This is a genomic window from Acinetobacter sp. B51(2017), from assembly GCF_003711395.1.
Classification (GTDB): Bacteria; Pseudomonadota; Gammaproteobacteria; order Pseudomonadales; family Moraxellaceae; genus Acinetobacter.
In genome coordinates this window covers 154,395-178,789 of record NZ_PJRJ01000002.1, presented here as the reverse complement: position 1 = coordinate 178,789, position 24,395 = coordinate 154,395, and the positions used below count along the sequence as shown (strand labels likewise).

The window sequence follows — 24,395 nt, the reverse complement described above, 5'->3', positions numbered from 1 at the left end:
TTAAAGATATTCGGCGATTGGCAACGTGTACAAAGATAAGTAGTGGTTTCGATGATCATATTGGATATTTTTTACTTGTTTTAGTGATAATTTATTCTACAAAAACACGTTAGATTTTGACACTACCAAATTTTATTTGAGTCATGGTATTTTTATGTTGCACTTAATTTGTGCAGTATGCTGCAAAATACAGCCTGCTTAAACTCTATATTGCCCCAATTATTATCTTTAACAACAGCGCTATACTGTTAATTTGACTACTTTTTACAATGTTTATACCGATATAAAAGCTCAGCTTCAAGCATTATCACCACACGAAAAAGTTTTCATAAAAAAAGGCCGGTGCTATGCACCGGCCTTTTATTTCATTCAAACTTAAGCTTGAACTGTTTCTAAAGCAGCATTTAATGTTGCGCTTGGACGCATCACCGCATCTACTTTCGCTGTATCAATCGCGTAGTAACCACCGATGTCTACAGATTTACCTTGAACCTCAGCAAGCTCAGCTACAATTTTTTCTTCATTTGCAGCTAAAGTTTCTGCAAGTGGAGTAAATTGTGCTTTAAGCTCAGCGTCTTGATCTTGGTTTGCAAGTTCTTCAGCCCAGAATTTCGCTAGGTAGAAGTGGCTGCCACGGTTATCAAGTTCGCCAGTACGACGTGATGGTGACTTGTCATTGTCTAACAATTTACCAGTTGCAGCATCTAAAGTTTTCGCAAGAAGTTTCGCTTTCGCGTTGTCTTCTTTAATACCCATTTCTTCTAAAGAAACTGCAAGTGCCAAGAACTCACCTAAAGAATCCCAACGTAAGTGGTTTTCTTCAACAAGCTGTTGTACGTGTTTAGGCGCAGAACCACCCGCACCTGTTTCGTACATACCACCGCCCGCCATTAGCGGCACGATCGACAACATCTTCGCAGAAGTACCCAATTCCATAATTGGGAACAAGTCTGTTAAGTAGTCACGTAGGATGTTACCTGTTACAGAAATCGTGTCTAAGCCACGCGCAACACGTTCAAGCGTAAAGCGCATTGCACGCACTTGTGACATGATTTGGATGTCTAAACCATCTGTGTCGTGATCTTTTAGGTACTTTTGTACTTTCTTGATTACTTCGTTTTCGTGTGGACGGTACGGGTCTAACCAGAAGATTGCTGGCATACCAGAGTTACGTGCACGAGTTACAGCAAGTTTCACCCAGTCTTGGATTGGTGCGTCTTTCACCTGACACATACGCCAGATATCGCCTTCTTCCACGTTTTGTGACATTAACACTTCGCCAGTGTCGATATCAGTGATGTTTGCCACACCTGATGCTGGAACTTCGAAAGTCTTGTCGTGTGAACCGTATTCTTCCGCTTTTTGCGCCATTAAACCAACGTTAGGTACAGTACCCATGGTACGTGGGTCGAAGTTACCGTTCCACTTACAGAAGTTGATCATTTCTTGGTAAATACGCGCAAACGTAGATTCAGGCATGACTGCTTTACAGTCGTAAGGTTTGCCATCAGCACCCCACATTTTACCACCACCACGGATCATTGCAGGCATAGAAGCATCTACAATCACGTCGTTTGGAGAATGGAAGTTCGTAATGCCTTTAGCTGAGTCAACCATCGCTAACGCTGGACGGTGTTCTTGACAAGCGTGTAAGTCAGCAATGATTTCTTCACGTAATGATGTTGGTAAAGATTCGATCTTCTCGTAAAGACCTGCCATACCATTGTTTACGTTAATACCAAGCTCGTCGAATAATTTCGCGTGTTTTTCAAATGCTTCTTTGTAGTAAATTTTCACACAGTGACCAAAAACGATCGGGTGTGAAACTTTCATCATGGTCGCTTTAACGTGTAAAGAGAATAAGATGCCCGCTTCTTTACAATCTTCTAACTCTTTTTCATAGAAATCGCAAAGTGCTTTTTTGCTCATGAACATTGAGTCGATGATTTCGCCATCTTGTAATGCTACTTTTGGCTTAAGAACGATCGTTTCACCTGCGTTCGTGATAAGCTCCATTTTCACATTACGCGCACGGTCTAAAGTCATTGACTTTTCGCCATGGTAGAAGTCGCCTTCTTGCATGTGAGAAACATGAGTTTGTGACCACTGTTTCCACTCACCCATAGAATGCGGGTTTTTCTTCGCGTAGTTTTTAACCGCTGTAGGCGCACGACGGTCAGAGTTACCTTCACGTAACACTGGGTTTACTGCAGAACCTAAGCATTTGCCAAAGCGTGCTTTCAGTGCTTTTTCTTCTTCAGTCGTTGGGTTTTCTGGATAGTTAGGAATCGCAAAACCTTTAGATTGAAGCTCTTTGATACATGCTGTTAACTGTGCAACAGAAGCACTGATGTTAGGTAGCTTGATGATGTTTGTGCTTGGATCTTGAGTCAAACGACCAAGTTCAGCAAGGTTATCATTAACCTTTTGCTCTTCAGTTAAAAATTCTGAAAATTCTGCAAGTACACGAGCTGCAACAGAGATGTCTTTTTTAACAATCTCAACGCCAGCAGGCTTAGTAAAAGTCTCGATGATAGGCAATAGCGAGTAAGTTGCTAATAAGGGTGCTTCATCAGTTAATGTGTAAATGATTTTTGACTTTTCACCAGCCATATATATCCCCTTTTGGATTGTGTTTTTAAGGGCCAAGCTTGTGGCACAGCCCCTACGAACCGGTTTGCTTAAATAAAACCCTGAGAGTATCGTTCTTCACGGCTTTTCAGTCAACGAAATATCCTTTTAGATTGCGATTTCGCTGAAAATTTATACATCTTTTTGGCAATTTTATACCGCCCCTATTCTAGGCGAGATTTACCCAAATATGTACAAAAAATATGCAACAATTAATCAACTTCGTTAAATTTCGTTGCGCTGATTTTTTCAAGCCATAAAAAAACCACGCGATTGCGTGGTTTCTTAAAATCTTGGTAGGTATAAGCAGACTCGAACTGCTGACCTCTACGATGTCAACGTAGCGCTCTAACCAACTGAGCTATACACCTATAGTGTGCGTATCTTAATCGAAACAATTCAGTTAAGACAAGGGCTTATGCTTTATTTTAAGTTCAAATGCACATTTTTTAAGCATAATTTTAAGTTGTGCTGGGGCAGGCTGAGTTTTATGCTGTGCATAGCGATAGTGTCGATCGTAATAAGCAAGCTCTACTAAAAATACTGCCAATTCACCTGTCACATGATGGCTTAAACGCTCTAACCATGCGGCTGAACTTTCAAAGCTATGTTTTTTTAAATCAGCGCTTAAACTGTGCTCAAATGCCAGTAATTGGCGCTCATAGCTGGATTGTTGGGAATAATATCGCAGCCAGCGTAGTAAAAATAAGCTTGCTACTAGGGTAAATATTGCCACTATCGCAACGATCATCAAACGCAGCGGTGTCGTTAATCCGAAATTACCTAGCCACTGCAGTTGTTTCGTTTGGTCGTAGCCCACCACCTTACTTTGCCATTGATAACTGACAAAATCGCTCCAAATATGTAAGCGGCTCGTCCATGCCAGTTGTTGCTGTTTAAAGGCAGATTGTTGCTGCCATAGACTATTTTGAATCCCTTGTTGAATACGTTCAGGCGCAATTGCTGCGGTTGGGTCAATACGCTGCCAGCGTCCATCCAGCCAAACCTCACTCCATGCATGCGCATCTTGTTGACGCACTTCCCAACTTTGCCCATCTGGGGCAGCCTGCCCACCTTGATAACCAATGACCACCCGCGCGGGAATTCCCACATAACGCATCAGCATGACAAAACTAGAGGCATAGTGCTCACAAAAGCCGATTTTTTTACGAAATAGAAAGTCTTCAATATGATCGCCCTGTAAACGACCAGGACTTAGGCTATATTGAAAACCTTGTGCCTCATACCATGCCAAAACCTGTTGTATATAGATTGATGTATCGGCTTGACTGGCTTGATAAAGACGCTGAGCGAGTTGCTGGGCGAGTTGATCTTGCTCTGCTCGATAACTGCGATTTCTATCTAATATGGCGGGATACACCGCTTGGGCACGCGGCTCAGTTAACCAGACGAGATTGAGTATCGGGGTATTAGTAGATTGCGCCACGCGAATCGCGCCATCTTGCTGAATATAATAACCGCGTTGTAAAGGCTGCGAATATTCAAGCCCCATCACCCATTTCGCTTTACTATCAGCTGCTAAATATTGATAACGCAAACCTGTCAGCGCCTGTCCACGCGGACGCATTAAGGCTTGCTGGTTACTCGGATCGGCAGACCACCTTTGCCCATCATAGTGATCCAGCACCATGGCACGCCAATATAAGTCCTGTTGTGGCGGCAACTGATCCATTGCCGTCACCACGCGAAACGCCAAGGCGCTCGATTGCGATAAATTGGCAATATCCCCTGGCGCCATTTGCTCACTCAAGCCTGTTGTGGCTTGTGAGTTGGCAATCGGCATGTGCCAAAGTGGCGGTAAGCGTGGAAAGAAAATAAATAAAATCAAAAAGAACGGCGCTGCATAAAGCAATAATTTGCTCATCTGCTTAGCATCTTGCAGAAGAGTACTGGGCTTGGTGTTAAAATTTAACTGGTGTAAACGATATAAACCAACCAAACAACTGAGTAAACAGAGTATGACCAGCAGCGTCATCCAGACACTGGCACTATATAAAAAGCTACTGGCACTCACAAATAAGGCAAAATTAAAGACCACAATCCAATCACGCTTATTGTGACTTTCTAACACTTTGGCAAACAAAAAGCTGGTTAAGATGGCAACCCCAGCTTCGACCCCAAAAAATGTGCCTTGCTGGCTATAAATTAGGGCGAGTGCCATAACCATCGCCACAAAATTGATACTCTTGGGCACGCGATAGGATTTTTTACTACTTAACCAAAATAACAACAATAAGCTAATTAACAACGCCACCAAGAGCTTGGGCAAAAATAAAACTTGAGCACACAGTAATAACAACAAGCTCATGATAATACTGTTGCGGATCGTATCTGGCATGATTTAAGCCTCCGCCAGCAAGCGTTTAGCTTGTTGTAGCTGTGCCTCACCCAAACCTAGACTAAGCTGCTGCTGAGGCAGTTTAATGGCATAAGGCTGCTGTTGTTGTTCACATTGTTCTATTAAACCCATCATTACTTTTAGTTTTTGCTCATGGTCATGCATGCCAAGTGCAGCATAATCAATGAGTAACTGTTGCTGCTCAGCATGGGGAGCAAATTGTTTAATATACATGCCTTGTCCACGTGCCAGTTGTTTCCATGCCACGTAAGTTAAACTATCTCCCAATTGGTAATTTTTCAGTTCATAAAATTCATCCATGCCTGCCTCTAACATGCTCTGTTGCTGGTGAGGCTGGATCACAGCTTGTGGTGCCACCCAAGTGATAAGCTGCTGCTTTAAATACAAATGCGTCCATGCACGCACCAAGCCCAGCGGATACATCGACATTAAACTTAAATCAGGATAATAAAATGCACCACGCTGTGCAGGATAAAAATGAAAACGCAATTGCTGACTGCTGTGCTGTAAGTGTAGATATTGTTTTTCTAGTCCTACATTCACACTTAAATAACGTTCACGCGGCTGAGTTTGGCTTAAGGTCACGATCAGTTCGACTGCCTGCCCAACTTGCCCAACGTCATCATAATCTAAGGTAATCTCTAAACCTTTGAGCTGACGATAGGCCAAATAAAAACTAATACATAATAAGCTGCTGATTAAGAAGCAAAAAGCCAAGATTAAGTTATTGGCATAATTCACCCCTGCCACAAAGGTAATCAGGATTAACGCCACATAAATGTAGCCCGGTCGATATACAAATACCAAAACATCTTTTTGTTTGAGCAGTTTATGACCTTGCCATAAAAAACGCCGTTCGGCCCATCGTTGCCATTGCGCGCGCATTAACTCACCTTAACTTGCTGCAACAGCGCCTCGGCCTGCGCTTCACTGAGGTTTAAACGATGGGCAACCACTGCACTAAAGACGGCTTGTACATCATCTGCACTGACAAAATCACGTTGGCAAATTAAAGCATAGGCCTGTGCCGCTTTTTTGAGTGCCAAGATACCTCGCGTAGATAGGCCCTGTCTGTTTTTACGCGTCACCGCAGCTAAATCGAGCAAGTACTCAATCATCGCTTGGCTTAAATGCACTTCATCGACTTGTGTTTTAAGCGCCAGAATTTCTTCTGGACTAAACACCGCTTGTAGTTGTGACAACAGCACTTGGCGCGTGCTTTGTTGTAATAACAAACCCTCTGCTTGACGTGATGGATAACCTAAAGATAAACGCATTAAAAAACGATCTAACTGCGATTCAGGCAAGGCATAGGTGCCACTTTGAAACAATGGATTTTGCGTCGCTACTACCCAAAAAGGTTGCGGTAAGGCATAACGCACGCCATCAACACTGACATAACCTTCTTCCATTGCTTCGAGCAAAGCACTTTGGGTTTTTGGGCTACAGCGGTTAATCTCATCTGCCAATAGAATTTGGCTAAAAATCGGCCCTTGTTTAAATTCAAACTGTTGTGTTTTTTGGTTAAACATATTAATGCCAATCACATCACTGGCGAGCATGTCGTTGGTAAACTGAATACGTTGAAAATCTAAGCCTGTTAAATGTGCCAAACTACTGGCGAGTGTGGTTTTTCCCAGCCCAGGTAGGTCTTCAAACAGCACATGCCCACCCGCCAATAAGCAAGTAAGTGCCAATTGGGTTTGTTTTGATTTATCTAAAATCATGTGGTTAAGCTGCTGTAAAAATTCAGCAATTTTCTGTTGCTGTAATTTTGTAGTGAGCGGCTGAATAGTCGTGGTTTTTTGTGTGCCCCAAATCACTGATTTTTATCCCCAATTAAAAATAGTGTTTTATTAACATAACGCCTTTTTTAGCTTTTCTAAAGTGATTAATCGTGAACATTAAACTTAGGCTATTGAAAGCCAACCCTAATGGCATACTTTTATATCGGTATATGGCACTAAGGTGCAGGATTTTTGTGTAAATTTAGGCTTTAGGCAATGACTCAATATGATCATTGTGATGATGAAACGTAAGATAAAATTAGGGTGTATAAGGCATTTTCAGCACTTCTTCACAGCATAAGTCAGCTTCAAACATAAACTGCTTCGAGCTTTTGCATTTCATATTTTTTATTTTACACAAAGAGTCTAAAATATCTTTGCATTGAAAGACGGCCGCCCATCCTACAAAAATCAATTTCGATTTGATAAAAAAGCGCCTCGAAAGGCGCTTTGATTTAATACAGGTTTAGCACGGACATTTCTTCATACCGCCACCCGCTGATGGATAACGTGCATCTACACAATGACGATAAAAAGTTTTGGCATCCATTGGGGTTAAATCTGGATGGTGCTGCTGCATATGTTTTACATAATTTTCATAATCTGGTACGCCCACCATTAAACGAAAACTTTGCTGTAAACGCTGCCAAAGTGTCGCTATACGCGACCAGTTTTTTGGATTTAAAATTAAATCTTTTTGCGACATCACGGTCATTTTAATGATCTTATAAATCACCGTTTTGCCACTTTTGGCAAATTTTAGCTTCATGTATTCCTCCCAAGCAAGGCTTAATGATGCGCTTGTGGCTTAATCTCTTCAGGATCGCGATAAATCGCCTCTGCTTCATTCACACTTGGATGTGGATTGGCAAGCGCACGGCGTACCACACCAACAGCAGCAAATAACATCACAAATGCCACAATCATAAAGAAGGCACAAAGACCCGCGTTAATTTGATTGGATAAAGCCACGGTATGCATTTCTGCTACAGTTTTTGCTGGCGCTAAAATTTCATTATTGGCAATGGCTGTATTAAAACGCTCTGCTTGTGCCAAGAAGCCAATTTTAGGGTTTTCATGGAAAATCTTTTGCCAACCTGCGGTCATCGAAGTAATAAACAAGAAGATGGTTGGCACAATCGTCACCCACACATACTTTTGTTTTTTCATCTTAAATAAAATCACAGTCCCTAAGATCAGTGCCATGGCTGCCAAGATTTGGTTACCAATACCAAATAGTGGCCATAAGCTGTTAATCCCTCCTAAAGGATCGACCACACCTTGATAAACAAAGAAGCCCCAACCTGCAACAGCGACCGCAGTACCAATTAAATTACCCACAAAACTTGATGAGTTTTTTACCGCAGGTACCACAATACCTACTGTATCTTGCACCATAAAACGACAAGCACGGGTACCCGCATCTACTGCAGTTAAAATAAATAAAGCTTCAAATAAAATCGCAAAGTGATACCAAAATGCCATCATTTCACGGCTGTTAAAGATTTCCGTAATGATATGCGCCATACCAATGGCAAAGGTTGGTGCACCACCAGTACGCGATAAAATGGTACTTTCTCCCACTTCTTGTGCCAGTAAGGTTAAGGCTTCAGGGGTGACCACAAAACCTAAGTTACGTACTGCTTCTGAAGCGGATTCTACCGTCGTCCCTAATAATGCTGCTGGGGAGTTAATGGCAAAATAAATCCCTGGATCTAAAATCGTGGCACAAATTAAGGCCATAATCGCGACAAAAGACTCCATTAACATACCACCATAACCAATGATACGAATATCGCGTTCGTTATTCACCAGTTTTGGCGTTGTACCTGAAGAAACTAAGGCATGGAAACCTGAAATTGCACCACAGGCAATGGTAATAAATAAGAATGGGAACATTGAACCTGCAAAAACAGGACCAGTACCATCAACAAACTGCGTAAAGGCAGGCATTTTCATTTCAGGCATTGCAAACACAATACCAATGGCTAAACCTGCAATCACCCCAATTTTTAAGAAGGTAGACAGATAATCACGCGGTGCGAGCAGTAACCATACAGGTAAGACTGAAGCAATAAAGCCATAAATAATGAGTGCCCAAGTCAGTTCTGTACCGGTTAAAGTAAACAGTGGTCCCCAATAAGGGTGCTGGGCAATATTTTCACCATAAATAATACCCGCCATCATTAACACAAAGCCAATAATCGATACTTCGGCGATTTTACCCGGACGGATAAAACGCATGTAAATGCCCATAAAAATGGCAATTGGAATGGTGGCTGCAATACTAAACACGCCCCACGGACTATTGGTGAGTGCTTTGACCACCACTAAGGCCAACACCGCCAAGATAATAATCATGACCCCCAGTGCACCGAGCATCACCACGATACCCGCAAAGGTACCCAGTTCTTGCTTGGCCATTTCACCTAAAGATCGACCGTCACGGCGTGTTGAGATAAATAAAACCAAAAAGTCTTGCACTGCACCGGCAAGCACGACACCCACAAGCAGCCAAATGGTGCCAGGTAGGTAACCCATCTGTGCCGCTAAAATTGGGCCGACTAAGGGACCTGCACCAGCAATGGCGGCAAAATGATGGCCAAACAATACCCCTTTATTGGTCGGTACATAATCTAAACCATCATTTAAGCGATGTGCAGGGGTTAAACGCCGCGCATTCAGCTCAAAGACTTTATTGGCAATAAATAAACTATAAAAACGGTAGGCGATGCTGTAGACACAGGCTGCTGCCAATACCAACCAGACTGCGTTGACATGCTCACCACGACTTAAGGCGAGAATCCCAAAGGATACTGCCCCAATAATGGCGACCAGCAGCCAGATCATTTTAGAAGATAGGCTCATCTTCTGTTGTAAAGTTTCCATTCAATCCCTCATATCATGATGCTATTCAATCAGCTTATATTTGTTAGAGGTCTGCTGTTTAAAGCGACTCTACGCTCCTTATTGTTGTTTTCCTCTTATACTTTGGCATTAAAAAAGGGGTGATTTTAATCACCCCTTTCGATAATAGTCTATTTTTAAACCATTATGCACGTTCTAGGTAGTCACCTGTACGGGTATCTACACGAACGCTTTCTTCTTGCTGAACGAATAATGGTACACGTACCACAGCGCCAGTTTCTAATTTAGCTGGTTTACCCCCACCGCCAGAAGTATCACCACGTACACCTGGATCAGTTTCAACGATTTTTAATACCACGAAGTTTGGCGCGCTGACTGACAATGGAACACCGTTCCAAAGCATAATCGTGCAAAGTTCGTTAGAGTCGTCTTTTAACCATTTTGCCGCATCGCCCATTGCAACTTTGTCTGCAGCGATTTGTTCAAATGATACTGGGTCCATGAAGTTCCACATTTCGCCATCGTTATACAAGTAGTTCATTTCTACTTCTTGGATGTCAGCAGCTTCTAAAGAATCACCAGATTTAAATGTTTTTTCTAACACTTTGCCTGATTTTAAGTTACGTAATTTAACGCGGTTAAAAGCCTGGCCTTTACCTGGTTTTACGTATTCGTTTTCCATGATTGAACATGGGTTGCCATCAAGCATAACCTTAAGGCCTGACTTGAAATCATTCGTAGAATAATAGGCCATGACTGGCTCACTCCAAACTAACTAATTAAATCTATAAATGCTAAAAGCAATTTACATCGCACTTGGCACGAGGGGCTCATTCTACTGTGGATTAATTTCAATCAACAGAAAATTTGCGCCTTTTTATGCCATGACTGCTTATCTTACGCACGGACAGGACAAAACTATAGTTTATCCCTTCCCCGCTTATCGGTAGAATTATCGCATACTTTAGCGACAGACTAAAAAAGTGCAGCGTTTTTTTAGCCGCTCTGGTGTCTTTAGAACGTAATTTGTGCGCTATTTTTAAGCAAAATTACGCTCTGCACTCCCATCTTACTGAGCATTATTTTAAACATCTGGCATGATAAACTATTTATATCAAGAGCAAAACTGGCAATCACAACTGAGTGATTTAATTACCGACCCACAAGAATTGCTTGAGCTGCTTCAACTGCCTCAAGATTTACTGGGCGGTGCACATCTGGCCGCTCAAAGCTTTAAATTACGTGTGCCGCGTGCTTTTGTCGCCAAAATGCAAGTGGGCAATCCTTTTGATCCCTTACTCTTACAAGTGCTGCCGCACCATTTAGAGTTAAAAGAACATCCTGATTTTGTCACCGACCCTTTAGGCGAAGAAGATGCCAATCAACAACCGGGTGTATTGCATAAATATAAAAGTCGTTTTTTGCTTACCTTAACAGGGGCTTGCGCGGTGCATTGTCGTTATTGTTTTCGCCGCCATTTTCCTTATCAAGAAAACCTACCCAAAAATCAAGATTGGCTCAATATTAAGCAATATATTGAAAGCCAACCTGAGATCAATGAGGTGATTTTTAGTGGTGGCGACCCACTGACCTTGTCCAATCGTAAATTAGGTGAATGGATTGAACGGCTATCGAGTATTCAACAATTAAAATTTTTGCGAATTCATTCACGCGTTCCGATTGTGATTCCCAACCGTGTCGATGATGAACTCATTTCCATCTTAAAAAACAGTAGGCTACGCATAATTGTAGTGGTACACTCAAACCATGCTGCTGAATTGGACGATTTTACTTGCCATAAACTTGCACAATTGATCGAACATAAAATCACCGTCCTCAATCAAGCAGTTTTGCTCAAAGGGGTTAATGACTCAGCACAAATTTTAAGCAATTTAAGTTATCGTTTATTTGATGCTGGAGTAATGCCGTACTATTTACATGTCTTAGACAAAGTCAAAGGCGCACAGCATTTTGATTTAACACCAGACCAAACTGAGCTGATTTACAAGGATGTTTTAGCGAACCTACCGGGCTATTTGGTTCCTAAACTTGTTCGAGAAATTGCGGGTGAGAAGAATAAGACTCCGCTTTTTGGCACCACGAATTTTTGAGTTAAAATCATTATGACGATGCAGGCTTCGGATTTGTTTCAGACCCCGACTCAACCTAAATTAGACAAGTTGAGTTTTTGCCATCATAGTATTCAAGGCGTCCAAGATTGGGTGTCGACTTTATCTATTTTACAATTGGGCGATTCGTCTAAAACTTTATTTAATGCTTTATTGGAAATCTCAGAACTCAATTGCTCAGAGGCTTTACGTTTTGACTTGATCCAAGCCCTGCATCCTACCTTAGAAAACGTGTTACTGAGTTTAGAAAAGCACTTTTTAAACCAAGGCTTAATTTCCAGCGACCGTAATGATCATATTATTGAGCTGGCGACATTACTGCGCTGCTACTTTAGCAAGATTTATATTGATATTGCCAAACGTAGTCACCAACAATTACAACATCAGCCATTTTCATTATTTGCCTTTCGCAAAAAGCGTAACTTAAGCACTGTCCGTATTATGGCAACCTATTATGCCTTACAGCAAATTAGCGCCTTATTTTATCAGCAACATATGCTATATAGCGCACCGCTGCCTGGCCAGTGGCTGATTGCCCATCAACTGCTATCCTTAGCGATTGAACATCATTTTGATCAAACCAATATTAACCATATTCAAGGTACTGAACATAAACTTAACACTGTCGCACAGGCTTATGCGCGTTTAATCTTGTTAGAAGTGTTTAATACCCATCAAATTCGTCCAACAGAAATTCAAGCCCTGTATTTATGTAGTGTCGATTGGGCGCGTTTAGTACAAGTGTTACCCAAAGAAACTACACTGTCACGTTATGCGGTCGATACTCAGCAAGATCATCCTCCCATGTATAACAACAATCATGCCAAAAGCTTAAATCCTAATATTTATATTGCGACCCAAAAGTTATTAGAACATTTTAGTGATTTACAACGTAAACAAAGTGAATATTTATCAAGTAATGAAAAAAATCTGCTCACGCCAGCTCTACACTTTCATATTCAAAATTTATTAAGTAATCAAACTGGGCGACGTTCTGAGCGTTATGACTATTCGGCACCCCTACAAATTTGCTTTAGCTTGGCTGTAGCACATTTTTATTTATCGAAAGGTAAAGCTTTCTATGAAACCTTAGAGCTGAATCATGGCTATAAGCTGCAAAACACTACCAGTCTATTTGGCAGCCAAAACAGTCATAACAGTTCACCTGAGCCAAAATTTGTCGATCGTGAAGCCCGGCAAATTTATTCCGCAGATGTCATCAATATTAGCTTAAATGGTTACCGCATCCGTTGGACAGGTGAAACGCCTAAAAACTTAAAAACGGGTGAGCTGATTTTGGTGCAAGAAAACACCCATAGCCAATGGCGCTGTGCCACGATTCGTTGGATTAAACAGGCCACAGAAAAAACTTTAGAGCTAGGCATTGAAATTTTAGCGCAGCATATGTACCCCTGCGCAGTGCATATTCGCAACGAAAATACCACCAACAATTATCATTTTGCCCTGCTGACGCAAAACGTCGAACTGGATTTGGTCAAAAACAGTTTAATTCTGCCGGGCCTACCTATTTTTAGAGAAAAACAAACTGTCTTTTTACGCTTGGGGAATACCGAGATTAAAGTTTATCTGGTGAAAACATTGCTCATTACGCAAAGTTTTATGCAATTTGAATACGAACTTCTGGATGAAGCACAACATGCCATCATTGAGAATTTTATTCATAAAAAGCAATACGAGGTAAGCAATCATGATTTATGGGAAACATTAAAATGAGAAATCCACTCTTGTCAAAAAAGTTAAAGCAGACGCAGACGCGGCTTCTGATTATTGATGATAACCAAATCGGCTTTAACCACATTTTTGACTTACTCGGCAGCCACGAACATCACATGCATGGTCTGCTACTGGATGACTTAAAAAGCTTTGAAAAACAGCTGCAACAACCTTGGGACTTGGTCATTTTTGGTCGTGCTTATGACTTAAAAATAGAACAAGCATTGGCCTTGATTCATGCCTCAAACCAAGCTTATTTACCAGTGTTATTGTTACGTCCAGATGATTATCAAGCCCATCAATACAGCAGCTATTTACATAAAGGCGTGTATGATGTGGTGAGCTTAAATGAAGCGGATAATTTTTATTTAAGCTTAGTTCGTGCTTTAGCCTTTAGCCGCCTACAACAAAATCAAACCCAATTGTTAAACGAGCTGGAAACCGCACAAAACCAAGCCCAAGCCTTAGTAGAAGAAAGTAATCGCCCTGTGGCGATTATTCAAGAAGGCATTCATATACATGCTAATCCTGAATATCTCACCTTGTTTGGTTTTCAAGATCTGGATGATTTGATTGGTTTACCTTTGCTGGATGTATTACAGCCACAATACACCAGCGAATTTAAGTCTAGATTTAAGAAAATTAGCCAAGGCCAATTAGACTTAGGTCGCTTTAATGTTCAAAGCCACAACCCTGCGATTGGTCAAGAAGCGGCACTCAACCTCGAGTTTTTACCAGCCCCAGAATATGAAGATGCATTGCAATTAAGCATTGATCAAGGCGAACATATTTTTGCGCTCAGCAATTTATCTGCAAAAAGCGATGTGGTTGCTGTGAGCAAAACCACTTTGGCCTATCAGCAGGTGAACCGTTGTTTACAACAACATCCTGCCAGCTTTAATGCCTTGGTATTGTTTTCGTTGGCCTCCTTCCCTGTAGAAGCATTGCAATATGCGTGGCATACCCCGCAAGATTATGGCACCAGCATGAAAGAGTTCTTAAACGAACAAACCCATGCGCCTATCTTTGATATTGCGCCAATGGTGTACATCAGCGTATTGCAAGCTGAGAGTAAAGAAAAACTCGAATCTAAACTCATTGGTCTCACCAGTTTACTTAAACCGCAGCTCTTAGCAGTCGGTCAGCAAAGTTATCCTTTGCATTTAACTATCGGTTATCGCACCATCGAACGTGAATTTGAAGATCAAGCGCATTTACAGCAGCTCATGAACGATGCATTTACACAACCCTTGCCAAGTAATTTACGTCAAGATGCGCTCGAACTCAATTTAGAACAGAGCAATCCAGAAGATGAACTCAGCTTAATTGAAACCTTACAGCAGCATCTAGAGCATGGTCAAATTCACCTAAAATATCAACAGATGTATGACAAGCAAGATCGTGATTTACATATTTATGAAGTCACCAGTGGCTTTATTTATCAAAACCGTTGGGTGGGTTTAGAAAACCTAAGCGATTTAGATGCAGCGCCTGAACTTTCAATCAAACTGGATCGCTGGATTTTGGTCGAAGCATGCAAGCAATTGCATAACTTTATTACCCAATATCCAAAAGCCAAACTGATCGTCAACTTAAATAAACATGTGTTGCTTGAAGATGCCAGTCTGCCTGATTTAGTCACCAAATTACTGAGTATTGTCGGCAGTAAAGAGCAGTATCCGTTATGCTTACAATTCTCTGAGCAAGATTTAAGTGCACACTTTGCCGAAGCACAAAAACAAACAGCGCTGTTACATGAACATGGTGCTGCCATTAGCGCTCGTGATTTTGGCTATTCGATGTATAGTGAATCGCTTTTACAACAAATTGAGTTTCGTGCCGTCACCTTGCATGATGACTTAACCCTCGCCTTGCATAATGACACGCAAACCGCAGAGTTACAGCAACGCTTACAAGAGTTTTATGACATTAAAGCGATTGATATTGTCTTACGTGGTTTAGATGATATGACGCTATTTGCCAATTCTTGGAATTTGGATGCGCGTTTTATCCAAGGCGATTATTTCCAAAAGAAACTTGATCATTTAATTACAGTGGATGACTAAAAAAAAATGCGGGCATTGCCCGCATTTTTGCTATAAAAAAACGAGCCAATGGCTCGTTTTTTTCGCTTTGGATTAACCACGTTTGATAGAACGTGACATACCAGCAAAACGTTGTTTGAACTTGTCGATACGACCGCCAGTGTCCACGTTCTTTTGTTTACCAGTGTAGAACGGGTGGCAAGCTGAACATACGTCAAGGTAAATAGTTTCTTTACCAAGCGCAGAACGAGTTTCGATTACGTTACCACATGAACAAGTTGCAACGATGTTTTCGTATTTTGGGTGAATATCGGCGCGCATCGTCGATTACTCCATAAAGTTAAGAAGGTTTTGCTGTCATCGCAGTTGATCACTCTCAATACTGAGGAATGGCTAATTTCTTAGCAGATCAACACCACAACAGACCATTCTTTTGGCCCACCGAGACGGATACCGTCAGAGCTAAGCACAACAAGCTGCGCGTATTATACGCGAAGCTTGTTATAAAAGCGAATTTATTGTTGAGATGCTTGAGCGTGTTTCGCCCAGTAGTTAGCGAGAATGCCACAGACCATCAATTGAATTTGATGAAAAATCATAATCGGTAACACAATCATTCCCAGCGGCTGACCAATAAATAAAATCTGAGCCATAGGTACGCCACTGGCTAAGGTTTTTTTGGAACCGCAAAAGAAAATGGTACGTTGATCAGCTGTACTAAAGCCCAGCCATTTAGGAATCAATAAAGCCAGTAGCATCACCAGCGTGAGCAATACCGAACACACTAAAATTAATAGCATTAACGTGGTTAAACTCACTTGTTGCCATAGACCTGCCACCACGGCGCTACTAAACGCACCATACACCACCATTAAGATTGAGCCTTGATCAAACACTTTAACGATTTTGGGCATTTTTTGCATTAAAGGAAACACCCAAGGACGCAAGATTTGCCCCAAAACAAACGGCACTAACAGCAATAAAGTAATTTGTATGATTGATTGGGTTGGGTCAAAATTATGCTGACTTTGCCCTAAAATAAATACGCTGACTAAAATTGGGCTAATAAACATGCCAATTAAATTGGAAAATGAGGCACTACAAACCGCACCTGCCACATTGCCATTCGCGACAGAAGTAAAAGCAATTGAGGATTGTACAGTAGAGGGTAAAAAGCACAGGAATAAAAAGCCCCAATACAACTCTTGGCCAAGTAGCGGCAATAACAGCGGTTTGGCTGCTAAACCTAAAATCGGAAATAAAGCAAAGGTAAATAAAAAAACTAAGCCATGTAATTTCCAATGCAAAATACCATCACGTACTGCTTGTCGTGACAGTTTAGCCCCATGTAAAAAGAATAAAATCGCAATGGCAACCGTAGTGAGCTGAGCAAATACTTCAGCAGCTGCGCCAGAGACTGGCAAAAAGCTGGCCAAGATCACCATCACAAATAATAAAATGGTAAAACGATCAAGTGCGAGAAGCTTTAACATAGATCATCCTTGATAAATAAATATAAAAAAGCCCAGTCACAGCGGACTGAGCTTAAACAGTGTGACGCCAAGCATCAACACCACTCACGCTTAGTTATTACGCGCGTTTGAATCTTGTTGAATCAATTCAATTTTGTAGCCGTCAGGATCTTCAACAAAGGCAATAACCGTCACACCACCTTTCATTGGACCCGCTTCACGCACCACATTACCGCCGCGCGCTTTAATTTCTGCACAAGCTTGATAAGCATCATCTACTGCAATGGCAATATGACCATAGGCATTGCCCAGCTCATAGCTGTCTGTGTCCCAGTTATGGGTAAGTTCTAATACAGTATGATTTTCTTCATCACCATAGCCCACAAATGCTAAAGTAAAACGACCTTCTTCGTAATCACGTTTACGAAGTAAAGTCATACCAAGCACCTCAGTATAAAACGCCAATGAGCGTTCTAAGTTGCCTACACGTAACATGGTATGTAGCATGCGCATGATCTAATATCCTTTTGGTTGAATTTTCTAAACTTCACTATAGGCAGTTCAAGGGAAAAATTCAATTTGAACTGCCGCTATGTGTCATTAACCTTGTCGCTGATGCTGGCCTAATAGACGTGCCACCCATACCACCAACAATAAAATTGGAATGCCAATTAAAGTGGTCATTAAAAAGAAGTTTGGATAGCCAATATTGGTCACGATGGTGCCTGAATAACCACCCAAAATTTTAGGGGTTAAGGTCATCAGTGAGCTAAAAATCGCATATTGCACCGCAGTAAAGGAAACACTGGTTAGACTCGATAAAAAGGCAATAAATGCCGCGCCTGCCAACCCTGATGCCAAATTATCCACAATAATGGCAAAGTATAACCATGCATGACTATAGGGTTTAATCACCTTACCACTAACTTCCACTTGCTCAGTTGTCCCCACCGCAGGCAACGGTTCTAGGTCAATATCCAAACTTTGCGCAGGACTCAGTTGATAATGAGACGCTGCTTGAATACCTTGACCCTCTAATCCATTGGCGCGTGCAGTCACTGTTTTAGTTGGACTTTGTAATAGATCTAGCGCTGGAATCGCTGCACTAAATAAGCCATTTTCATCCATTTTTGCCGGATAATCTTTGCCATTTAAACCTAAAATGACCGGCTGCTCGGGATGAAGCTGTGCCCTATCCACCGTAAATAATTGCCCTTGTACCACAATGCTTTGGCTGGCATCTGGCGTGACTTGAATGGGCAACAATTGAATTTGCGCATGCGCTGCCTGATTTAAATAAGGCAAGGCAACACTGACCTGCTGTTGCTGCTGATTGACACTTGCTTGCACAGTCAGTTGATTGCTGTTAGCAAATGCCTGACTCGGTACAGTGACCTTAAAATAGCCCACTTCATCCACGCTGCTGACATATTGCTGGCTGCCAACATTGATCCTAACCTCATCAAACTTATCGCCTGATTTGACCAAACCAATAAAAATGAGGTTGGTGGATGAGGCTAAAATTGCCCCAACAAACATCAGTTTCATGATGTTAAAACGCTGTGCCAACAAACCACCTAAGAAGCCACCGACTAAGCTAAAAATTACCCCGTAGATTTTCACTGCTTCGGCAATTTGTTCTTTACTAAAGTTCAGGTCTTGATAGAACACATTGGAAATTACCCCAGCAATAATGTCGGAAATACGATAAAAACCAATCAGCAACAATAAGACTAATGCGAGTTTTAAACCATAACGTTTAAAGAAATCGGCAATCGGATTGACCCAAGTGGCATAGGCCATTTCACGATTGACCGCGCCAAACTTGACTAAGCTTGAACCCACCAATAAAGCTGCAGCAGTCGCAGTTAAAAAGCGTAGACTTTCCAAACTAAACAATACAAAAGCATCGCTCAGTTCAAATTGACTTTTAATGCCTGTAACCACATCACCTGAATACATATAAGTGACGACAAAACTAGTGACCGCCACAAAAAACACCAGTACTAAACGGTAGTAATCGCTACGTTGATAGTGTTTTTCGACCCGCGCAACATTCGGCTCACGAATACATAAGGTGGTGATAATTCCCACCAACATTATCGCTGCCATGGCTAAATAGGTGATTTTCCAAGCATCGTAAATATAGTTGCCTTTGGCTGTACCCAATGATGCCGCTAAAAACAGCGCACCTGCCCCTGCGACGATCATCCCAATGCGGTAACCTGCATTATAGGTCGAAGCCAACACAGTTTGCATTTGGGTTTCGGCCAATTCAATACGATAGGCATCAATCACAATATCTTGGGTAGCGGCAGAGAAACCGAGTAATACCGCACCAATCGCCATTTGATAAACCTGACTTTGCCCTAAAGCTGGATCTGAAAAGGCCATGATCGCAATGGCACAAATAATTAAAATTTGCGCAACCAACAACCAAGCACGGCGCCGACCTAAAGCTTTGCTCAAATAAGGCAGTGGCAATTCATCAATTAAAGGTGCCCAGACGAATTTAAATGAGTAGCCCAAGGCCGCCCAACTAAAAAAAGTGACAGCACTTTTACTAATGCCAGCTTCACCCAGCCAAAGCGATAGACTTGAAAAGATCAGCAGGATGGGAATACCTGCAGAAAAACCCAAGAACAGCATAATCAGCGCACGTCGATCTAAAAACGCGGCAAACGCTGATTTCCATCCAGTCGATTGTGTGGTCATTGCTTATTATTTTCTGTAAAACGAATAGCGCTATTCAAACGCTTAATGCAGGCTGTTTCAACTGTATTTATTACAACTTCATCAATATTTTCTTAGTACAGGTGTAGTTTTGCTTGAATTTATAGGGCTAACCCATATACCTTAAAGCCTCACTCCATTTTTATTTATGTTTTGGATTCTATACAGTGACCGAAAAACTTGAGCAAAATAACGCCCCAAGCGAGCAACAATTACAACCCTCTCATGCAGAATTTGTGTCTGCTTTCGATCAAAATGATATTCAAAACACCTTAGAAAAAACCCGTTTACGGTCTGACCAACTGACTCATATTCCCAATTACGCTAAAATTCCGGCCTCAACCAAACGCATTAAGCCGCTGAATAACTTTTTAGGCCAAGATCGTGCGCGTGCTTCGGTAGAAGCAGGGATTGCACTGCCGTATTCAGGCTATAACATTTTTGCGGTGGGTACCGCGGGTCTTGGTAAACGCACGATGGTCAAGCGTTTACTTGAGCAACACGCCAAAGACATGCCAACGCCAAGCGATTGGGTGTATGTAAATAACTTTAAACAGCCACGCCAACCGATTGCCCTTGAATTACCCGCAGGGCAAGCGGCTAAATTTCAGGCGCAATTGCATCAACATTGGCAAACCATTTTAAAACAGCTCGAGCGTCGTTTTAGCACCGAAACCTATCACAACCATATTGAAGTGATTCGTCAACAAACGGGTTTAGAACAACAGCAAGCACTGCTTGAACTCACCAAAGAAGGCGCAGAATTAGATCTTAAGTTGGTGTCGCGTGATGATGAACATTGCTTCGTGCCAGTACAATACAAAGATCAAAAGCTGATTGAACTGACTCAAGAAGATTTAGACACCTTAAGTCACGACAAGCAAAATGAAATTGCGGCCAATATGCGCTATATGGACAAAAAGCTTGATCGTTTGGGTTTACATTTGGGTGATTTAGAAGATCATGCGCGCGACAAAGTGCAAGTCTTAAACCGCGATATTGCTAAACAAGTGGTTATGCCACGTATGACCGCCTTAGCCAATAAATATAAGGACGTCGCAGGTCTTAAAGAATATCTCAAAGACTATGCTGACGATATTATTGCTCATGTAGAAATTATCTTAGAACAAGAAGAAGACGATTTCCGCCCGAGTAATTTTAGCCGCGTACCGGCACGCTACCAAGCCAATGTGGTGATTTCACATAAAGCCAATAGTGGTGCGCCTGTGGTGTTTGAGGATTTCCCAACTCATTACAACTTATTGGGTCATGTTGAACAACTGACTCAACACGGTACCATCACCACCGACTTTACCTTAATTCGTTCAGGCGCACTGCACCGTGCCAATGGCGGTTTCTTAATGCTCGAAGCTGAACAACTGCTCGAGCAACCTTATGCATGGCAAGGGCTGAAACGTGCACTTAAATCAGGACAACTTAAACTGTCGTCGCTCGAGCATATGCTGACCCTAACCGGCAGTATCTCGATTGAACCTGCGGCCATTCCCTTAAACATTAAAGTAGTGCTGTTGGCTGAGCCTGAAATTTACTATCAAATTTTAGAAGTTGAACCCGAGCTTGGCAGCGTATTTAAAATTCGCGCTGACTTTACCGATACCTTACAACGTAACGAAAGAAATGAACAAGCCTATATGCAGCTGATTGCCGATTATGTACAAAGCGATAAGTTGCTGCCATTTGACCGCTCTGCTCTTGCCGCCCTCCTGACCGATTCTAGCCGTCAAGCCGAAGATCAAAGCTCGCTGTCATTGCACGCCTTAACTTTAGGTGATTTGATTCGTGAAGCGCATCATCATGCAGAGAAGTCGCAGGACAAAATCGTTACCGAACAACATATTAATATGGCCTTACAACATCGTCAGTATCGCTTAGGCTATCTACGTGAGTTGTATTGGGAGGATTTAACCCGCGGTACACAGTTGATTGAAACCAAAGGTCATCGTTTAGGTCAGATCAATGCCTTATCGGTAATTCATTATGCTGACGTGGAATTTGGTTTACCGTCGCGTCTAACCGCATCGGTATATCAAGGTGGCGGTGATATTCTCGATATTGAACGCAGTGTAGAACTTGGTGGTTCTTTACATGCCAAAGGCGTGCTGTTGATGTCATCGTTCTTAAAAGCGCATTTTGGTCGTGAGCAAATCCTGCATTTCTCTGCGGCCTTGGCTTTTGAACAAAGTTATGGTCAAGTCGATGGCGATAGCGCGACTGTGGCGGAGCTTTCTGCCCTAATCTCTGCCATTAGCCAAATTCCAATTGATCAATCTTGGGCAATTACCGGTTCTATGAACCAATTAGGTCAAGTGCAACCGATTGGTGGCGTGAATGCGAAAATCGAAGGTTTCTTTGATGCGTGTAAATTGCAAGGCTTAACTGGCAAACAAGGCGTGATTATTCCACGACAAAACATGCAACATCTCATGCTGCGTAAAGATGTGATTGAAGCGGTCAATTTAGGTCAATTCCATATTCACGCCATTGATAATATTGCCCAAGCTTTAGAGATTTTAATGGCGCGACCAGTGGGTCGCTTAAATAAAAAAGGTCGTTATAGCAAAGGCTCAATTTTCGCAGCCGTGATGGATCAACTGGAATATTGGCAAGCTTTAGAAGATGGTGCCGAGTTTGAAGAAGAGCCAAAGAAAAAGAAGAAGAAAAAAAACAAAAAGAAAAAAGACAAGAAAAAGCAAAATGCGGTCGAAGAAGTGATTGAGCAAGTCACTGAAACAGAAGCATAAAAAAAAGCGCCTACGGGCGCTTTTTTGTCACTTCGCAACAAAAGCTTAAAATTAAGCTTCAGGTGCTGGGCTATACTGCTCAACTAAAGGTTGTAGTTCACCTTTTTGGAACATATCTAGCATGATATCGCTACCACCAATCAGCTCACCATTGATCCACAATTGTGGAAAGGTTGGCCAGTTGGCAATTTGCGGCAAAGTTGCACGAATGTCTTGGTTTTCCAAAATGTTTACATAAGCAAACGGACGACCAATTTGACTGAGTGCTTCAACCGCGCGCGCAGAGAAACCACATTGTGGAAATTGTGGTGTGCCTTTCATGTACAGTAATACTGCATGTTTAGCAATTTGATCACGAATTAACGCTTCAGTATCGCGTACTTGTTCAGTCATTGATAAATCCTCAACTAATCTGTGCTGCATTATACCCAAAACCAGCTAAAACAATATGGCAAAAGCAATATTTCTATTTTTATTTCGAATTAGACTTTCAATCCGAAACAGTTTTTGCTTATATATCCTGTGTATTTTACGCTTCTTTTGCAAAATACAGACTAATTTTTTTTATTCCTCAGATAAGAGTTCGTCATGAATAATATCACCCTTGCACCGGTACAAACTGATCAACCCTCGCATTTAATGCCGGTATTTGGCCGCCAAAAGATCAGCTTTGTCCGAGGACAAGGTGCTTATCTTTATACCGAAGATGGTACAGAATATTTAGATGCCTTAACAGGGATTGCGGTATGTGGTTTAGGTCACTCACATCCTGCGGTCACTGCTGCCATTGCAGAACAAGCTGCGACTTTAATTCACACCAGTAACTTATTTGAAGTGCCGTGGCAAACTGCTGCAGCACAAAAGTTAGCTGAAGTTGCCGGCATGGAAGAAGTATTTTTCTCGAACAGCGGTGCAGAATCCAATGAAGGCGCGATTAAAATTGCGCGTAAATTTGGTCATATGCAAGGCATTGCTTGCCCTAAAATCATTGTTGCTGATCACTCTTTCCATGGCCGCACCATGGCGACGCTTTCTGCGACAGGCAACAAGAAAGTGCAAGATGGCTTTGGTCCATTGGTCGAAGGCTTTATTCGTGTGCCATTTGGTGATGTAGAAGCCATTGAAGAAGCTGCAATCAATCACCCTGATATCGTGGCAATTTTAGTTGAGCCAATTCAAGGTGAAGGCGGTGTCAATACTGCACCACAAGGCTTTAGCTATCTAGAAGATATCCGTCGCATTTGTAACCAAAACAACTGGTTAATGATGTTGGACGAAGTACAAACCGGTAATGGTCGTACAGGTCAATACTTTGCTTACCAACACACCAACATTATCCCCGATGTGTTAACTACAGCCAAAGGCTTAGGCAACGGCTTCCCAATTGGTGCGGTAATGACGCAAGGTCGTGGTGTAGGCGTTCTGACTGCCGGTAACCATGGTTCAACCTATAGCGGTACAGCATTAGGTTCACGTGTGGTCTACACCGTGATTGATACCATTCAAAAAGAAAACTTAGTTGCTAATGCTGCAGAAAAAGGCGCTTATATTGTGAGCCAACTACGTGAAAAATTAGCGGATCAAAACGTAACTGTACGTGGCTTTGGCTTAATGATTGGTATTGAATTACCAAAAGCTTGTGGCGAACTCGTTGATATTGCACGTGATGAACATCAAACCATTATTAACGTCACTTCTGGCAACGTGGTGCGTTTATTACCCACTTTAAACATCACGCAAGACCAAGCTGATCAACTGATTGGACGCTTAGTTAGCATGATTAAAACCTTTTTAGCATAAGCTAAAATGCACAAAAAGCCGCAAATTGCGGCTTTTTTTGTGAAGCTTCTTTGA

At 41.9% G+C, this 24,395-nt stretch carries 17 protein-coding genes and 1 tRNA gene; 5 read left to right on the top strand and 13 right to left on the bottom strand.

Annotation, left to right across the window (positions count from 1 at the left end; all coding sequences use genetic code 11):
- Positions 1-375 precede the first annotated feature (375 nt).
- From CYK47_RS02105 to efp, 8 genes are all read right to left on the bottom strand, one after another.
- The gene (locus tag CYK47_RS02105) at positions 376-2,613 is read right to left on the bottom strand and encodes an NADP-dependent isocitrate dehydrogenase (protein WP_122898449.1); all 2,238 of its coding nucleotides are present in this window, start codon (positions 2,611-2,613) and stop codon (positions 376-378) included.
- A 312-nt stretch (positions 2,614-2,925) separates the two neighbouring features.
- Positions 2,926-3,002: transfer RNA gene (locus CYK47_RS02100), tRNA-Val, on the bottom strand.
- A gap of 32 nt (positions 3,003-3,034) precedes the next feature.
- The gene (locus CYK47_RS02095) at positions 3,035-4,990 is read right to left on the bottom strand and encodes a transglutaminase TgpA family protein (protein WP_122898447.1); all 1,956 of its coding nucleotides are present in this window, start codon (positions 4,988-4,990) and stop codon (positions 3,035-3,037) included.
- Between the two features lie 3 nt (positions 4,991-4,993).
- The gene (locus CYK47_RS02090) at positions 4,994-5,896 is read right to left on the bottom strand and encodes a DUF58 domain-containing protein (RefSeq protein WP_122898445.1); all 903 of its coding nucleotides are present in this window, start codon (positions 5,894-5,896) and stop codon (positions 4,994-4,996) included.
- The gene (locus tag CYK47_RS02085; protein WP_502697044.1) at positions 5,896-6,834 is read right to left on the bottom strand and encodes an AAA family ATPase; all 939 of its coding nucleotides are present in this window, start codon (positions 6,832-6,834) and stop codon (positions 5,896-5,898) included. Before CYK47_RS02085 ends, CYK47_RS02090 begins: the two co-directional genes overlap by 1 nt.
- Before the next feature lie 430 nt (positions 6,835-7,264).
- Positions 7,265-7,567, bottom strand: a complete 303-nt coding sequence (locus tag CYK47_RS02080; RefSeq protein WP_122898443.1) for a YbdD/YjiX family protein — start codon at positions 7,565-7,567, stop codon at positions 7,265-7,267.
- A gap of 20 nt (positions 7,568-7,587) precedes the next feature.
- On the bottom strand, positions 7,588-9,687 hold the full coding sequence (locus CYK47_RS02075) for a carbon starvation CstA family protein (protein WP_122898441.1): 2,100 nt from the start codon (positions 9,685-9,687) through the stop codon (positions 7,588-7,590).
- Positions 9,688-9,850: 163 nt separating this feature from the next.
- Complete coding sequence (gene efp / locus CYK47_RS02070) at positions 9,851-10,420, bottom strand: elongation factor P (protein WP_122898439.1); 570 nt, start codon at positions 10,418-10,420, stop codon at positions 9,851-9,853.
- Positions 10,421-10,763: 343 nt separating this feature from the next.
- Between efp and epmB the strand changes: the two genes are divergently transcribed.
- Genes epmB through CYK47_RS02055 form a run of 3 tightly spaced genes read left to right on the top strand, consistent with a single transcriptional unit; the run spans position 10,764 to position 15,595 of the window.
- Positions 10,764-11,777 (top strand): EF-P beta-lysylation protein EpmB, encoded by a 1,014-nt coding sequence (epmB, locus tag CYK47_RS02065; RefSeq protein WP_122898437.1) that lies wholly within the window; start codon positions 10,764-10,766, stop codon positions 11,775-11,777.
- 12 nt (positions 11,778-11,789) lie between these two features.
- The gene (locus CYK47_RS02060) at positions 11,790-13,529 is read left to right on the top strand and encodes a cyclic-di-GMP receptor FimW-related protein (protein WP_122898435.1); all 1,740 of its coding nucleotides are present in this window, start codon (positions 11,790-11,792) and stop codon (positions 13,527-13,529) included.
- Complete coding sequence (locus CYK47_RS02055) at positions 13,511-15,595, top strand: EAL domain-containing protein (protein ID WP_122898433.1); 2,085 nt, start codon at positions 13,511-13,513, stop codon at positions 15,593-15,595. Before CYK47_RS02060 ends, CYK47_RS02055 begins: the two co-directional genes overlap by 19 nt.
- Positions 15,596-15,667: 72 nt before the next feature.
- Here the strand turns inward: CYK47_RS02055 and rpmE are convergent, their stop codons facing one another.
- From rpmE to CYK47_RS02035, 4 genes are all read right to left on the bottom strand, one after another.
- A complete protein-coding gene (gene rpmE / locus CYK47_RS02050; RefSeq protein WP_122898431.1) occupies positions 15,668-15,895 on the bottom strand; it encodes a 50S ribosomal protein L31 in 228 nt (75 codons plus the stop codon).
- Between the two features lie 194 nt (positions 15,896-16,089).
- Complete coding sequence (locus tag CYK47_RS02045; protein ID WP_122898430.1) at positions 16,090-17,067, bottom strand: bile acid:sodium symporter family protein; 978 nt, start codon at positions 17,065-17,067, stop codon at positions 16,090-16,092.
- A gap of 90 nt (positions 17,068-17,157) precedes the next feature.
- Positions 17,158-17,559: a lactoylglutathione lyase gene (gloA, locus tag CYK47_RS02040; RefSeq protein ID WP_122898427.1), complete on the bottom strand. Its 402-nt coding sequence runs from the start codon at positions 17,557-17,559 to the stop codon at positions 17,158-17,160.
- An 87-nt stretch (positions 17,560-17,646) separates the two neighbouring features.
- Entirely contained in the window at positions 17,647-19,761 is a 2,115-nt protein-coding gene (locus CYK47_RS02035; RefSeq protein WP_122898425.1) for an AmpG family muropeptide MFS transporter, read from the bottom strand.
- A gap of 185 nt (positions 19,762-19,946) precedes the next feature.
- On the opposite strand from CYK47_RS02035, the gene CYK47_RS02030 reads away from it, so the two are divergent.
- On the top strand, positions 19,947-22,541 hold the full coding sequence (locus CYK47_RS02030; protein WP_122898423.1) for a Lon protease family protein: 2,595 nt from the start codon (positions 19,947-19,949) through the stop codon (positions 22,539-22,541).
- Between the two features lie 51 nt (positions 22,542-22,592).
- Here CYK47_RS02030 and grxD read toward each other — a convergent pair whose 3' ends face one another.
- The gene (gene grxD / locus CYK47_RS02025) at positions 22,593-22,934 is read right to left on the bottom strand and encodes a Grx4 family monothiol glutaredoxin (protein ID WP_122898421.1); all 342 of its coding nucleotides are present in this window, start codon (positions 22,932-22,934) and stop codon (positions 22,593-22,595) included.
- A gap of 195 nt (positions 22,935-23,129) precedes the next feature.
- Here grxD and CYK47_RS02020 point away from each other — a divergent pair, with 195 nt between their 5' ends.
- On the top strand, positions 23,130-24,341 hold the full coding sequence (locus tag CYK47_RS02020) for an aspartate aminotransferase family protein (protein ID WP_122898419.1): 1,212 nt from the start codon (positions 23,130-23,132) through the stop codon (positions 24,339-24,341).
- Positions 24,342-24,395: the final 54 nt, after the last annotated feature.

What these genes read in the sequence shown, in the direction of transcription:
- CYK47_RS02105 (WP_122898449.1), bottom strand. Translation starts at nt 2,613, where the DNA reads ATGGCTGGTGAAAAGTCAAAAATCATTTACACATTAACTGATGAAGCA.
- CYK47_RS02095 (WP_122898447.1), bottom strand. Translation starts at nt 4,990, where the DNA reads ATGCCAGATACGATCCGCAACAGTATTATCATGAGCTTGTTGTTATTA.
- CYK47_RS02090 (WP_122898445.1), bottom strand. Translation starts at nt 5,896, where the DNA reads ATGCGCGCGCAATGGCAACGATGGGCCGAACGGCGTTTTTTATGGCAA.
- CYK47_RS02080 (WP_122898443.1), bottom strand. Translation starts at nt 7,567, where the DNA reads ATGAAGCTAAAATTTGCCAAAAGTGGCAAAACGGTGATTTATAAGATC.
- CYK47_RS02075 (WP_122898441.1), bottom strand. Translation starts at nt 9,687, where the DNA reads ATGGAAACTTTACAACAGAAGATGAGCCTATCTTCTAAAATGATCTGG.
- efp (WP_122898439.1), bottom strand. Translation starts at nt 10,420, where the DNA reads ATGGCCTATTATTCTACGAATGATTTCAAGTCAGGCCTTAAGGTTATG.
- epmB (WP_122898437.1), top strand. Translation starts at nt 10,764, where the DNA reads ATGATAAACTATTTATATCAAGAGCAAAACTGGCAATCACAACTGAGT.
- CYK47_RS02060 (WP_122898435.1), top strand. Translation starts at nt 11,790, where the DNA reads ATGACGATGCAGGCTTCGGATTTGTTTCAGACCCCGACTCAACCTAAA.
- CYK47_RS02055 (WP_122898433.1), top strand. Translation starts at nt 13,511, where the DNA reads ATGGGAAACATTAAAATGAGAAATCCACTCTTGTCAAAAAAGTTAAAG.
- rpmE (WP_122898431.1), bottom strand. Translation starts at nt 15,895, where the DNA reads ATGCGCGCCGATATTCACCCAAAATACGAAAACATCGTTGCAACTTGT.
- CYK47_RS02045 (WP_122898430.1), bottom strand. Translation starts at nt 17,067, where the DNA reads ATGTTAAAGCTTCTCGCACTTGATCGTTTTACCATTTTATTATTTGTG.
- gloA (WP_122898427.1), bottom strand. Translation starts at nt 17,559, where the DNA reads ATGCGCATGCTACATACCATGTTACGTGTAGGCAACTTAGAACGCTCA.
- CYK47_RS02035 (WP_122898425.1), bottom strand. Translation starts at nt 19,761, where the DNA reads ATGACCACACAATCGACTGGATGGAAATCAGCGTTTGCCGCGTTTTTA.
- grxD (WP_122898421.1), bottom strand. Translation starts at nt 22,934, where the DNA reads ATGACTGAACAAGTACGCGATACTGAAGCGTTAATTCGTGATCAAATT.
- CYK47_RS02020 (WP_122898419.1), top strand. Translation starts at nt 23,130, where the DNA reads ATGAATAATATCACCCTTGCACCGGTACAAACTGATCAACCCTCGCAT.